Annotated in this window: 12 protein-coding genes; 5 read left to right on the top strand and 7 right to left on the bottom strand. The window is 42.2% G+C overall.

The annotated features are described in order from the left end of the window. Window positions 1-5: 5 nt before the first annotated feature. The 7 genes from Bovatus_RS00860 to Bovatus_RS00885 all read right to left on the bottom strand — a co-directional run bounded on the left by Bovatus_RS00860 (window position 6) and on the right by Bovatus_RS00885 (window position 5356). A complete protein-coding gene (locus tag Bovatus_RS00860) occupies window positions 6-2057 on the bottom strand; it encodes a putative porin (protein ID WP_004297414.1) in 2052 nt (683 codons plus the stop codon). Between the two features lie 120 nt (window positions 2058-2177). Further along, a complete protein-coding gene (locus Bovatus_RS00865; RefSeq protein ID WP_004297415.1) occupies window positions 2178-2720 on the bottom strand; it encodes a 2-oxoacid:acceptor oxidoreductase family protein in 543 nt (180 codons plus the stop codon). A 20-nt stretch (window positions 2721-2740) separates the two neighbouring features. After that, a complete protein-coding gene (locus tag Bovatus_RS00870; protein WP_004297416.1) occupies window positions 2741-3505 on the bottom strand; it encodes a thiamine pyrophosphate-dependent enzyme in 765 nt (254 codons plus the stop codon). A 12-nt stretch (window positions 3506-3517) separates the two neighbouring features. Further along, on the bottom strand, window positions 3518-3691 hold the full coding sequence (locus Bovatus_RS25120) for a hypothetical protein (RefSeq protein ID WP_004297417.1): 174 nt from the start codon (window positions 3689-3691) through the stop codon (window positions 3518-3520). 7 nt (window positions 3692-3698) lie between these two features. Further along, the gene (locus Bovatus_RS00875) at window positions 3699-4781 is read right to left on the bottom strand and encodes a 3-methyl-2-oxobutanoate dehydrogenase subunit VorB (RefSeq protein ID WP_004297418.1); all 1083 of its coding nucleotides are present in this window, start codon (window positions 4779-4781) and stop codon (window positions 3699-3701) included. An 11-nt stretch (window positions 4782-4792) separates the two neighbouring features. Further along, window positions 4793-5020 (bottom strand): 4Fe-4S dicluster domain-containing protein, encoded by a 228-nt coding sequence (locus tag Bovatus_RS00880; protein ID WP_004297419.1) that lies wholly within the window; start codon window positions 5018-5020, stop codon window positions 4793-4795. A gap of 54 nt (window positions 5021-5074) precedes the next feature. Further along, entirely contained in the window at window positions 5075-5356 is a 282-nt protein-coding gene (locus tag Bovatus_RS00885) for a tetratricopeptide repeat protein (RefSeq protein WP_004297420.1), read from the bottom strand. A 256-nt stretch (window positions 5357-5612) separates the two neighbouring features. On the opposite strand from Bovatus_RS00885, the gene Bovatus_RS00890 reads away from it, so the two are divergent. From Bovatus_RS00890 to Bovatus_RS00910, 5 genes are all read left to right on the top strand, one after another. Next, on the top strand, window positions 5613-6161 hold the full coding sequence (locus Bovatus_RS00890; RefSeq protein WP_004297421.1) for an RNA polymerase sigma-70 factor: 549 nt from the start codon (window positions 5613-5615) through the stop codon (window positions 6159-6161). A gap of 127 nt (window positions 6162-6288) precedes the next feature. Further along, a complete protein-coding gene (locus Bovatus_RS00895) occupies window positions 6289-7266 on the top strand; it encodes a FecR family protein (RefSeq protein WP_004297423.1) in 978 nt (325 codons plus the stop codon). A gap of 335 nt (window positions 7267-7601) precedes the next feature. Continuing rightward, complete coding sequence (locus Bovatus_RS00900) at window positions 7602-10751, top strand: TonB-dependent receptor (RefSeq protein WP_224440798.1); 3150 nt, start codon at window positions 7602-7604, stop codon at window positions 10749-10751. A gap of 12 nt (window positions 10752-10763) precedes the next feature. After that, window positions 10764-12581 (top strand): RagB/SusD family nutrient uptake outer membrane protein, encoded by a 1818-nt coding sequence (locus Bovatus_RS00905; RefSeq protein ID WP_004297425.1) that lies wholly within the window; start codon window positions 10764-10766, stop codon window positions 12579-12581. Window positions 12582-12612: 31 nt separating this feature from the next. Continuing rightward, window positions 12613-14319 carry a DUF4979 domain-containing protein gene (locus Bovatus_RS00910; RefSeq protein ID WP_052587880.1) on the top strand — a complete coding sequence of 569 codons (1707 nt, stop codon included), beginning with the start codon at window positions 12613-12615 and terminating at the stop codon, window positions 14317-14319. The last annotated feature ends 34 nt before the right edge of the window (window positions 14320-14353 follow it).

Here is a 14353-nt window from a genome sequence, read left to right on the forward strand (position 1 = left end):
TTTTGTTAATCATAGAAATTCCATGAAAGACCGAATTTCAGCACACGTGGGTTGATGGGGTAGTGAGGAGACAGAAAGTAATTCGGACTGCTCATGCCCTGGTTCACGTGATACATCATTACATAGAAACGTGTACGCTTTAAATGTAAGTTTGCATATACATTCACAATCGGATAACCTCCTATCTGTACCTGATCGTCTGTCGGTTGCAGGTGGAAATTCTGAATGGCCGGCATATAGGCAGGTGCATTGTATTTGCTGAAATAACGCACGTCGGCTCCCAATTGCACACTAAGTACTTTCTTCGCCAGTTTGAACTGCATATAGAAGTTATGATATAGCGAGAGATCAGGTAAAGGAAGTACAATCTGGTCACTGGATTTCTGCCAGGTCACCTCATTGTCCAGATGGAAGATTCCTAGCTTGAAGTCCTGATTAAGGCTAGCAGATAATACCTGTATACTTCCGCTGTTCTGTTCCGGTTTTGCTTCCTGGTTGAAGTAAGTATAGTTCTTGATATTTTCAACTCCTGCTTTCAGACGTGTTCTCCAACGTGCAATGCTCAATTCCCCTTCAATACGGGTACGGAATTCCTTGTCCATATCGTCGTCCCACATGAAATGCTTGGAATGATAATGGCGCATATAGAAAGGAGCAAGTTTATTGCTGACTTCACCACGGGCTATAAGACTGACGGTGTCTTTCCACAACGGGAAGTTCAGGTCAATATCTCCTTTTACATTGAATTGTCCGATTGCTTTTCCTGCCAATCCCACTTCACCGATAGCGTGGTAATGAAGCACATTCCCTTCACGTTTGGATAATTCGCCTCCAACAAATATTTCATTTTCGTTGTATTTATCAGGCAACGGATTTCCTTCCATATTCATCAGTGTATACTTGCTGATTTTATAGGAAGCAAATGCAGTCAATCCGGCTTTGGCATATTTATTGAATCCCTCAAGTAACGCAATACCTATGGTGTTTTTGATTCCAACGTAGGTGGTACTGTCTCTGACATTAGGATTATCCGTATCAAAGTAAGTATTCTGATAATAATTTTTTTCACGCATGTCGTCATTAGAATTAAAGCTATGCCGTGCCCGTTCCACTTGGATGGTGTGTATAAAACTGGTAACGGGGACAAACTCCTGTTTGACGGGAGTGGTGTCATTTTCAGCCTGTGGTATGTCACGACTGAATCCGAGATTATATCGTTGGGTCAGGAAGACATAAAAGTCATGGTTGCGGTTGGTCGTTGCACTTAGTACGGTAGGAATATTGGTTGATTCATATTCTCTTTGACCTTGCGCCATTTCTTCCGGTGCAGTGATATAGCGGTCGTCCTCAATACCTCCGTTTTCATTTGTTTTCAGGTAATTATTGCTGTATATAGCCTGCATCTGATATTTGTCGCCGATATAGCTACCGAAAACTGCTGCATTAAAGTACGCCGTATTCTGATTATTGTAATATCCTCGTCCGTATAGGTAGTCTACATTAAATCCGAAAGCCAGTTTCTTGTTTACATTGACAGAGAAGTAAGATTTGAAACGCTCTTCCCCATTCACTTTATTACCGGCTTTGTGATACGTCAGATTCGTATAAGGTACGTTACTGTTAGTGAAATTAAATTCCGTAGGACGAATGAAGAAACTGGAGAAAGGCTCCATGAAAATAGTCGGCTCTGGGTCACGGCGGTCAAAGAAGATGCGTGACATACGGGGAGAACCCATATTGGCCAGATAATTATAATGTCCGGTAAGTCCTTCAGTCAGGTTTGAATTCTGGAAATGATGAAAGGCTGTATCTGCCGGGATGATAGTCCGGTCGCCCAACTGGTTCTTGATACGCCACATATACAACTTTGGAGGCAAGCCCTGTACTTCGACATTTGCACTATCCAATCTGTCCGGAATCATGGCAGGGTCTACCTGATTTCCGTATTGGTCGTATCCGTTTTCGTCTACTCTCTGGCGACCATTATCGAACTGTGCGTGAACAGTCGTCAAACCTATAACGGAAAGTAATATATATAATAGTAAGATTCGTCTCATAATTGGAGGCAAAGATACTTACTTTAATTGAGAATTGAGAATTGAGAATTGAAAAATATGTTGCATCCTTTACTTGGCGAGCAATTATTTCTTAATTCTCAATTCTCAATTTTTAATTTATTAAACCTCACGGATTAACTCCATCCCTTTCTTGATAGCTTCCTCGTTCATAGGAATCAAGTGATGGTGACGTTCCGGCAGGGTTTTCTTAAGTCCTTTGATAACATTCTCCAACGTTACGATGGGGCGAAGCTTCAATAATCCGCCAAGTACGATCATGTTGAATGCTTTGGCATTATTCATTTCGTTGGCTGCATCCATTGCGTCGATACGATATACCTTAATATCCTTACGGGTAGGAGGGTTGATAATTCCGTAACCGTCATAAATCAGGATACCGCCGGGTTTCACTTTGCTTTCAAACTTTTCGAGTGAAGGCTGATTCAGAATGATGGCAGCGTCGTATTTACTAAGAATCGGTGAGGATATTTTGTCATCACTTACAATAACTGTAACGTTGGCTGTTCCACCTCGTTGTTCGGGGCCATAAGCGGGCATCCAGGTCACTTCTTTGCCTTCCATCAAACCGGAATATGCCAGAATCTTACCCATAGACAATACGCCTTGTCCACCGAATCCTGCTATAATTATTTCTTCTTTCATTGTTCTGTTGACTTTTAGCGTTATTCTTTATCTTTTAAATCACCCAGTGGATAGAATGGGAACATGTGTTCTTCCATCCATTTGTTCGCCTTCTCCGGAGTCATCTTCCAGCCTGAACTACAAGTGGAAACGATTTCTACCAAATTGGAACCTTTACCGTTCATGGAGTTCTCAAAAGCCTTGCGGATTGCCTTCTTAGCCTTGCGGATAGCCGGTACGGATTGTACGGACTGACGGGTTACGTAAGCAGTTCCTTCCAGTTGGGCTGCGATTTCAGTAATCTTCAATGGGTAACCGTGAAGTTCAACGTCACGTCCGTAAGGACAAGTCGAACTCTTCATGCCTACTAGTGTAGTCGGAGCCATCTGGCCGCCTGTCATACCATAGATCGCATTATTGATAAAGATAATCGTGATATTCTCACCACGGTTCAAAGCGTGGATTGTTTCGGCTGTACCGATACAAGCCAAGTCACCGTCGCCCTGATAAGTGAAAACAAGGCGGTCCGGCCACAGGCGTTTCACAGCAGTCGCCACAGCAGGAGCACGTCCGTGTGCTGCTTCCTGCCAGTCAATATCGAGATAGTTGTAGGCAAACACTGCACATCCCACCGGAGAGATTCCCACAGTTTTATCTTCCATACCCATTTCCTCAATGACTTCGGCAATGAGTTTGTGTACCACACCGTGACTGCAACCCGGGCAGTAGTGCATGGCGTTATCGTTCATCAGAGTCGGTTTTTTGTAAACCAGATTCTCGGGTTTGATTATTTCTTCTTTAGTCATAACTTCATCTCCTTATCTGTTGGTGAACCGTATAAAAAACTCCATCAGCTTGACAAAGATTGCCGCGCCGCATACGTAGATAAACATTTTGAAATCATCTTTTGCTACAAAGTAGGTGATGATGGCTGCAACAGCCAATATCATAAATAGGATGTTCAGTACGTTTCTTATTTTATCGGGATTCATTGTTTCGTTATTTGATTATTTTTTCTTTCAAGGCAGTTACAATTTCATCCGGATCGGGAACGATGCCACCTAGACGTCCGAAATGTTCTACCTTTACTTTACCGTTAACAGCGAGACGGACATCTTCAATCATCTGTCCGGCATTTAGTTCCGTAACGAGCATACCTTTTACTTTATCAGCGTATGCAGCAATCGCTTTGGTTGGGAACGGCCACAGTGTAATCGGGCGAAGGATACCTACTTTAATTCCTTTTTCACGGGCTAGTTCCATTGCTTTCTGGCCAATGCGTGCCATTGAACCGAAAGCGATAATCAAATACTCTGCATCTTCGCAGTTGATCTCTTCGAAGCGTACTTCATTTTCTTCAATTTCACGATATTTAGCTTGAAAACGGAGGTTGTTGATTTCCATGGCTTCCGGTTTCAATTCGAGGGAAGTGATAATATTCGGTTTGCGGTCTTTTGCTTTTCCGGTAGCAGCCCATGGACATTGTTCAATTACTTCTGCTTCCGTGCGGCGTGGCTTTTGTGCAGGAAGAACAACCTTTTCCATCATCTGACCGATCACACCGTCGGCAAGGATAATAGCCGGATTACGGTATTTGAAGGCCAGTTCGAATCCTAATGCTACGAAATCCGCCATTTCTTGTACGGATGCCGGAGCGAGGGCAATCAGTTTGTAGTCTCCATGACCACCACCTTTTACTGTCTGGAAGTAGTCAGCCTGGCTGGGTTGGATAGTTCCCAATCCGGGACCGCCACGCATTACATTCACAATCAGACAAGGAAGTTCGGCACCGGCCAAATAAGAGATTCCCTCTTGTTTCAAGCTCACGCCCGGACTTGAAGAGGAGGTCATTACCTTCTTTCCGCTACCTGCACCTCCATATACCATATTGATAGCTGCCACTTCACTTTCCGCCTGGAGTACTACCATGCCGGTTGTTTCCCACGGTTTCAGTTCGGCAAGCGTTTCCAACACTTCCGATTGGGGAGTAATAGGATAACCGAAGTAACCGTCGGCACCGCAACGGATAGCTGCGTGGGCGATGGCTTCGTTTCCTTTCATTAATACAACTTCTTCTGCCATATTCTTTTCTTTTATTCTACTTTTACTTTATACACTGAAATACATCCGTCCGGACAAACCGTTGCACACGAGCTGCATCCGTTACAGGTATCTTCCTTCACTTGCCAGGCATAGTTATAGCCTTTCATGTTTACCTCTTTATTGAGGGCGATTACATCGAGCGGACACGCCACTACACACAGGTTGCATCCTTTGCAACGCTCCGTGTCGACTACGATTGCTCCTTTGATTTTTGCCATAATCTTTATTTTATTACGTTATCTTTGAGTACGGTTATTGATTATACATCTCTTTTATTGATTGAACATATCCTTGTGGTAGAAGTTGAGGATATCTATTACCATCTTCCTGGCCTGAACGGCAGGACTGTCCGGATTGATCTCGATGGCATACTGGTAGTTGTCCAGTGCCTGCTTCCAATCTCCTTTCTTTCGGTAGGCATTTCCCCGTAAATAGTAAAGAGTATCTTTCTCTTTTTCGACAGAACTGTCCTGGAGAAGCTGGTCCAATTGCTTAATCGCTGTGTCCACATCCCCCTGATTGATAAGCTCTTTTAGGTTGTCTATTTGCTCCATTTCTTTTCGTCTTTCGGGATTCTGAAACGCAAAGATAGTTTTTATTTATGTAAACAGGGCAAATGAGGACGGAAATTTGCAACGTTTTGAGTTTATTGCATATTCTATGAATATATAGTCAGGGGAAAAGAAAAACGATTCTCATCTTTTTTTGTTTATAACAAGAATATATCTATTTTTGTCGCCAACAATAAGATGAATCCTATTTTCTCTGATAATGGATTATTAATAGACTTTGGCCTTGTAGAATACTAAAATGAAAGATGAACATGTGAATGATATAAATAATTATCAGAAACTGTATATGCAATATGCACCTATGTTGTTGCGTTTTGCCGGAAAGTTTATTTCTCCTTTCTTTGCGGAAGATATTGTCCATGATGTATTTCTTAAAATATGGGACAAACAAGTGTTTCTGTTATCAGAATCAGAGGTTAAAAATATATTGTTTGTTGCTGTCCGAAATGCTTGTATAGATCATTTGCGTCGTATTAGTTTGGAACAGGAATTTGCCGATAAGCGTGCTATCCAGCTCAAATTAGATGAGTTGAGTTTTTATGACGGTGCTGATGAATTGTTTATGAGGAAAGACTTAATGGCACATGTGATGGCAAAAATAAATGAACTGCCCGAAAAGAGACGTGAAATCTTCCTGTTATCTTATATGGAAGGGCTTAAAGCGGCGGAAATTGCCGAGAGATTAAACTTATCCACCCGGACAGTGGAAAACCAATTATACAGAACCTTACTTTTCTTACGGAAAGAGCTTCAGACTGCTTTCGTTTATTTATTCATGTTCGTTTAGTGCTGATTTATTTCTATTCCTCACAGTCTCGGAAAATAAAATTCAAAAAAAATAAAGAAGTCGGTGAGTAATTCCTGCTGATTGCTCGTTACATATATAAAAACAGGAAAATAGTATCTATTTATATATGGAAAGCATGACTTCAGATTTAATAATAGGATTTTTGAAAGGCTCGTTGAATGAGAAAGAGATCAATCAGTTTTATGATTGGGTGAATGAAACGCCTGAAAATAAACAGATCTTTTTTGAGGCAAAGATGGTCTATGACGCTTGCTTGTCTAAAGGAAGTAATATTGATATGGATAAGAGCTGGCAGCGGTTACTGGAAAAGAAACAGAAACAGGCGCCGAGGAAAATATACACTCTCTTCCGAAAAGTTCAGGCTTATGCAGCGGTGGCGGTGATAGCTGTTGCTTTTACTTCCGTTCTCTTTTGGTGGTTGGGTGATACTTCTTCCGTACCTGTTGCCCGATATGTTGGTGGCGATGGAATCGTAGCCGATAAAGTTGTTTTGCCCGACGGCACAGAAATCAGCATGGGTAGTCAGACTAATTTCCGCTATGATCCGCAATATGGAAAAGATAAGCGTGTTGTTTATCTGGAAGGAGAAGCCTTCTTTAATGTAGCCAAGCAGAAAGACAAGCCTTTTATCGTAGTTGTGAACGGGCAGGAAATAGAAGCTTTAGGGACGAAATTTAATGTTGACGCTTATCCGTCTGATTCCGTGGTAACCACCACATTATTGGAAGGTTCCATTCGTTTGGTTAGTGAGAGGGTCAGTTCTTCAACCGTTTTAACTCCGAATCAACAATATATATATCACAAAAACAAAGGTACTTATAAAGTGGCTCAAGTAGATGCGGCTCTTTACACCTCATGGATTTCCGGTTATTACTATTTCCATGAAGAGAATTTAGAGGGTATATTAGCCCGATTGGGAAATATATACGGTGTCAGTTTCCGGATACAGTCTGATAAGTTGAAAGAACGCCGATTTACCGGAACTTTCTATCGGGGGCAAAGCATCAAAGACATTTTGGACATAATTAATATTTCAATCCCTATTCGATACAGTATTAATAATCGGCAAGTGACAATTAATTGAGCCGTATAATCTAATAAAACATTATTATGAACAGTAGTTAGCCTTAAAAAAAGAGAAGAAGATTTTGGCGAATCCTCTTCTCTCCGAGAGATGCATGCATCTCCTAAATTAAACTTCCTTCGAACGGAATAGTATTTAATCTTAAAACTTACAAATGTATGAATAAACAGCCTATTGTCTATGGGTTTGCCCTAAAAAGAAGCATAAAAAATACAAAAATAACCTTTGCTGTTTTGTTGTTATTTATTCTGCAGGGCATAGTTGGTAACGTGTATGCGCAGGAAAAGAAAATATCGATATCAGTAAAAAATGAGAAACTCGAGACTGTGTTACGAATGGTAGAAAAGCAGACCAACTATTTGTTTTTCTATGATTCGGACGAAATCAACAAGCAACAACGAATCACAATTAATCAAACGAACAGTTCCTTGAAAGATGTCCTGGATGCGGTTGCTAGTAAGACCAACTTGTCATATACCATTAAAGGACGTCATATCATTTTGGCTAAAAAGCCTAACGTCTCTTCTGCAAACAAAGACGGACGCGCAAGCGGTTCGGAGAAGAAGATAACAGGTATCGTGAAAGATGAAGCAGACCTTCCTGTGGTGGGTGCTAATGTGATTGTTCCCCAAACAAAAAAGGGAGTGATAACGGATATGAACGGTAATTTTTCTTTGGAAGTAGTAGCAGGCGATGAAGTTGAAATCTCTTATCTTGGTTACACGACACAAAAAATAAAAATATCCGCTCAAAGCTTTCTGAATGTTGTATTGCGTGAAGATGCGAAGTCATTGAACGAAGTAGTGGTGGTAGGTTACGGCTCTGTGAAGAAGTCCGACCTGACTGGTTCTGTCGCTTCTGTCTCCAATACAACTCTGCTTAGAGGTGGAAAAACGAACTCTGCAGGTGCGTTGCAAGGAGAGTTGTCCGGTGTGACCATCACACGTTCGAATAACAAACCGGGTGGAGGGTATGATATAAAGATTCGTGGTATCAACTCTATCACTGCCTCTTCGTCTCCTTTGATTGTCATTGACGGAGTTCCCGGCGGTAATCTGGATTTTGTCAATCCGGACGATATTGAAAAGATTGACGTCCTGAAGGATGCTTCGGCAACAGCTATTTATGGTTCCAGTGGTGCAAACGGTGTAATCATTGTAACGACCAAAAGAGGACAGACTGGTAAGCCGAAAATTTCCTATAACGGTTATGTTGGTGTGAGATCTTATACAAACTTGCCCGACATGATGTCCGGTGACGAATATGTGCAGTTGGCAAGAGAGGCTACCCGTGGCGGATCGCCCAACTATATTTATAAGAGAGACGAGCAAATTTTTACCGACCCGTCCGAATTGCAGGCAGTGAAAGAAGGTAAGTATTTCGATTGGTTGGATGCTGTGTCCAGTCCTGCCTTTATGACAAACCATAGCTTGTCGGCGATTGGTGGCACGGAAGCTGTGAAATACGGTTTCTCTGGCGGCTATTATTTCGAAGATGGTATGATTCAGCCGCAAGAATATACACGCTACAACTTGCGTTCGGTAATAGATATCACTATTAATAAGCATGTTTCTTTCGGAGGAAGTATGTATGCGGTTCACAGTATTCGTGAAAAAGGTAACTGGGACTTGTTGCGTGATGTGTTCCGTATGCGTCCTACTCAACATCCCAATAGCCTGGTGACAGGTGAGGAGATATGGAAATATTCCGGCAATAATCTTTTCAATCCGTTGGTTACTTCCAAAAATCAGCGCTCGCAAGTGAAGAGCCTCAACCTGCAAAGCAATATTTATCTTAAAATAACACCTATTGAAAATTTAGAGCTTACTTCTTCATTTTCTCCCTACTTTACACAGACTTCCATGGGGGATTATATCGGAGTGTGGACAAAGGCACAGCAGGGAACTGCCAAAGGTGCTAAGGCGAATGCGACAAAAGATAATTCATTGAGTTGGATTTGGGATAACATTGTAAACTATACTTGGAAGAAGTCCGTTCATTCTATTACTGCGACCGGAGTGTTCTCCGCTCAAAAATATCAGTACGACAGATTGTATGGTGCAAGCAAAGATTTGTCTTTCAATTCACTTTGGTATAACCTGAATGGGGGAGCTATCGAGAGCTTGAGCTCCAATTTCAGCCAGTGGACGATGATGTCTTATGTAGGTAGAATCAACTATGGGCTGATGGATAGATATTTGCTTACGGCTAGCTTACGTTATGATGGTTCTTCACGTTTGTCCGAAGGAAATAAATGGGCGCTTTTCCCTTCCGCAGCTATTGCGTGGAGAATCACTGAAGAAGACTTTGCCAAGAATCTGGATTGGTTGTCTAACCTGAAACTGCGTTTCAGTTATGGTCAGGCGGGTAATACCAACTCTGTGTCCCCTTATGCATCCGAAGGTACCATTTCGGGGTCTGTATATTATCCGTTCGGAACGTCTACTTCCGTGGGAAATCTTCCTGCCAACATTGCCAATCCGATGCTGACTTGGGAGCGTACTTCAGAATATAACGTAGGTCTTGATTTCGGTTTCTTAAACCAACGAATTTCGGGTAACATTGAGTACTACAATCGTACTACCAATGACCTGTTGATGAAACGTAATATTCCTGTTCATTTGGGTTATTCGTCGGTTACTTCGAATGTAGGTTCCGTAAGAAACAGCGGATTTGAGTTGCAGTTGAATACCGCGAATATCATGACCAAGAACTTTGCCTGGAATACGACCATCAACCTGGCTTACAACAAAAACGAAATCGTAAGTCTGGCTGACGAAGAAGATCTTAGCAATTATTCCATTCATCTGCAAGGCATGAGAGGACGCTATTCTGACAAGCGTTTTATTGGTAAACCGGTAGATACGAACTGGACTCAAAATACAATTGGCGTATGGCAGTTGGGAGAAGAAGAAGAGGCTGCAAAATATGGTTGTGTACCGGGAAACTTCAAGATTAAAGACTATAACAATGACGGCAAGCTGACGGACGATGACTATATCATTGACGGCAAGAGAACACCGGACTGGACAGGAGGTATGACAAATATGTTCAAAATCTATGATTTCGACTTTTCATTCCACATGTATTTCCAGGCGGGAGCCACACAGTACGACCGTTTCTTTGAGAACTTCGCATTAGAATGGAACAGCCAGAACTTCAACAATCTGCGGACTAATTATTGGACGCCGGAGAATCCTTCGAATACCATGGGACGTCCCTCACAAATGGGTTCCAGAGGTAATATCGCCTATGAAAGAACAGACTTCCTGAAAGTTTCCTATATCACGTTGGGATATACTTTAAACAAGAGACTGATGTCAAAATGGGGACTGGATAACGCCCGCATCTATGTGACTGTACAGAATCCTTTCATTCTTACGAAGTTCAGAGGTCTTGATCCCGAACAGCCTGATCTTACTAACATTGGAGATACGGACGGTATGACTATGAATGCTTTACTTGGTGTTAATATTTCATTTTAAAAAAACAGATCTATGATAAACAAAAGATATTTGAAGTATACGCTTCTGTTATTTACTTTTGGAATGACTGCTTGTTCTGATTTTCTGGACGAAGTGAACCATTCCAGCCAGTCAGCGGACAAATACTATCAGACAAAGGGTGGATATGAGAGTCTGATTGTAGGTTGCTACTCAAACTTGAAAAATATCTATAATACGACTACTTATCAGATATTTACACAACAAGGTACGGATGTCTTCACACAGAATTATCCGACGGAAGTAGCGGCAATGAATCAGTATACCACTACTTATCAGTCAAATAACGGTACGATTTATGCGATGTGGAGTTCTTATTTCAATGCGTTGAACAATGTAAATGCTGCTATCGATCGTTCGAAGAGTGTCATTTTGAAGACAGACGACCCTGATGGAATAGAACCCAGTGCGTTGACGCAACTTGTGGCTGAAGCCAAAGCGTTGAGAGCCTGGTATTTGTTTGAGATTGTGAGGAACTGGGGACAGGGACCGTTGAAAATCAACGAGTCTAAAGAGCCGAGCTATACTGTCGAGTATTCGAATGGCGCCGCTTTCTACCAGCAGATTTTTACAGATTTGGAAGAAGCCATTCGTGTTCTTCCCTGGCGTCAAATGGGTTCCAACTACGGACGCATGTCCAAAGCTGCTGCGAAACATATCCGTGCGTTGGCTTATCTGACACGTGGTTATGAAGAGTATGCCGATCCGAAGGATTTTGAAAACGCATTCAAGGATGCGGAAGATGTGTATCTTAATTCCGGACATAAGCTGTTGGACGACTATGCGATGGTTCATCGTCAGTCGAATGAGATAAACGATGAAATTATTTTCCCTATCGGTTTTGCTGACGGAGCTAACTACAACACCAATATCTGGAATCAGTGGTATATGATGCCTTATGCTATTGGCGGATGGCTGGGATTGGGCAAAGACAGTTATTATGGTAATGCGAGTATGCATGTGGAGGCGATTCCTACTAAATTTGCTTATATGATGTATGACTGGCAGAAAGACAGACGTCCTTCTGTGACCTTTATGAGTCCTTTGAATGGTAATGCGAGCAGTTCCACAGACGGAAAGGATGCAGGCAAGAACTGGTTCCAGTGTACTACTCCTGTAGATGGAGTGTTCGCCAAAGGCGATAAGATTATCTATTTCCCGGTACCTACCGATCCTGAATATAAGTATTGGGCTGAAACGGACAAGAATGGAGTAAGATACAAAGTGTTCAACTATCCGATGGGAGATGACACAAATTGGGCGAATGATGATTACTACAAACGCGCTTATCAGACAACGAACTCAACTTCTCGTACCTGTCTTCCTATCTGGAAATTCAAAGATGGAAACGCGGAGTATAGGGAAGACGAATCCGGTTCGGGAACGCGTGATATCTATCTCTTCCGTTTGGCGGAAACTTGTCTGATTGCGGCGGAAGCGGCAGTGATGAATAACAACGATCAGGCTAATGCCGAAAAATATATTAACTACGTTGTTTCCCGTGCAGAAAAACATTCTCCGCAGGGTGGGCTTTCTCGTTATTCCAATGTCACGATAGATAATATTTTGGACGAAAGAGCCAAAGAACTCCTTGGTGAAGGATCACGCTGGAACGACTTGCAACGCACCGGCAAACTGGCTGAACGTGTATTGAAGTACAACTGGGATGTATCCAACATCTATGGTGGGACAATCAAGACTACCTTGACGCAAGAGTCGTTTGAGAATAAGTTTAAATTGCGTCCGATTCCTTTGCAGTGGCTGAACTCTTTGTCCAATGGTCACGAATTGGGTAACAATCCGGGTTGGTAATCGAATTTTGAACCTTTAAAATGATATTCATATGAAAATGAAATATATACTACCGATATTATGCTTGTTGTTTACGTTTGTTTCGTGTCAGGAAGATAATACGCCTCCGCCGCCCAATCCGAACCCCAACTATACGGAAGTGGGACCTTCTATGGAGTTTGTTCATCCCGGTATTCTACACACGACAGCTTCCATTACCCGAATGCAGAACTTTGTGAATGGGAATGTTTCTCCAGCGGTGGACTGTTACAGACTGTTGCAGCAGAATTCTTTGGCCTCTGCTTCATATATAATTCAAGGTCCTTTCACAACTATTGCTCGTTTTAATCCAGATATGACTCCTCATCCTACCAAAACTAAGAGCGAGGAGGATCACAAAGCTGCCTATCTGAATGCTCTTATGTGGAATATCACCAAAAATGAAGCGCATGCTCAAAAGTCGATTGAGATATTGAATGCTTATGCCGGCACATTGCGTGAGATAGACATGAGTGATAATGACGCTCCCTTGTGCGCTGCTTTGCAGGGATTTCTTCTTGCCAATGCCGCTGAACTGATGAGACATACTTATCCTTCGGTATCAGATACGGATGTCAAATCTTGGGAGAATATGTTCCGTAACGTATTTATTCCGGTATTGAGAAACTTCTTTGCCAAATCTCCTTATGCAAACGGCAACTGGGGAACCGCTGCTATCAAGGCCTTTATGGCGTTCGGTATCTTTTTGGATGACGAAAGTTTCTATAACGAAGCGGTGACGTTTTTCTATGAGGGGCACGACAACGGAAGTTTGACGAACTATATTATGGAGAGCGGACAGTGTCAGGAAAGCGGACGTGACCAAAACCACACGATGCTGGGGATAGGACATCTGGCAGAAGCCTGCGAAATTGCTTATAATCAGGGTAACGAAACGCTTTGGAGCGCATCGGAAAACAGACTTATGAAAGGGTATGAATATACAGCTAAGTATAATCTCGGGTACGATGTGCCTTTTGAACCTTTCACGGATGTGACAGGAGTGAGATGGAATAATATCTCTGATGACGATAGAGGAAAATTCCGACCGGTATTTGAGATTGCTTACAATCATTACGTAACTCGCAAAGGTCTGGAAATGCCGTATACGCAACAGGTTATCTCAAGAATCTCTCCGGAAGGGGACGCAATGTGGTGTGACCATCCGGGATATGGGACACTACTGTTCCGTACGGAATCGGGTATGCCGCCGAGCGAAGGAGCTATTGATGCGAAAGGAACCGAATGGAAGGTCGCTACGGCCAATGCAACGACTGCAGCAGACGGAGATAATTTGGTGGTGACACCTGCTTTGCAAAGCAATGGAAAATATAGAGGTGATATAGAGAGAAAGTCAACCTTCCACGTAGGTAATTATCCTATTGTAGCGGTAGTTATAGAAGGTCTTCCAGCGAAGAAAGCGATAACATTTGACTCTCCCGAATATGGATCTTTAATAAATGATAAAGGTAACCAGCACGGACATGGCACTTATTCTACCGTTGAGAAGGAGTATGGTACTGTTTATTACTGGGATTTGGTGACGGGAGCAAGTTACACGTTAGGTAAGCCGATACCTACGGATCAATCATTTAATATGTCTCTCAAGTTGAAGATTGCTGATCTTGAATATCCGGACGGCGTATCGCCTTATACCGTTAAATGGATGAAATCCTTTAGAAACGAAGCGGAACTGATTAAATATTTGGAAGAAAACTAATCACCTTCCAATTATAAGGTAAAAAAATAGGTAA

Origin of the sequence: Bacteroides ovatus (assembly GCF_001314995.1) — a bacterium.
Lineage (GTDB): Bacteria > Bacteroidota > Bacteroidia > Bacteroidales > Bacteroidaceae > Bacteroides > Bacteroides ovatus.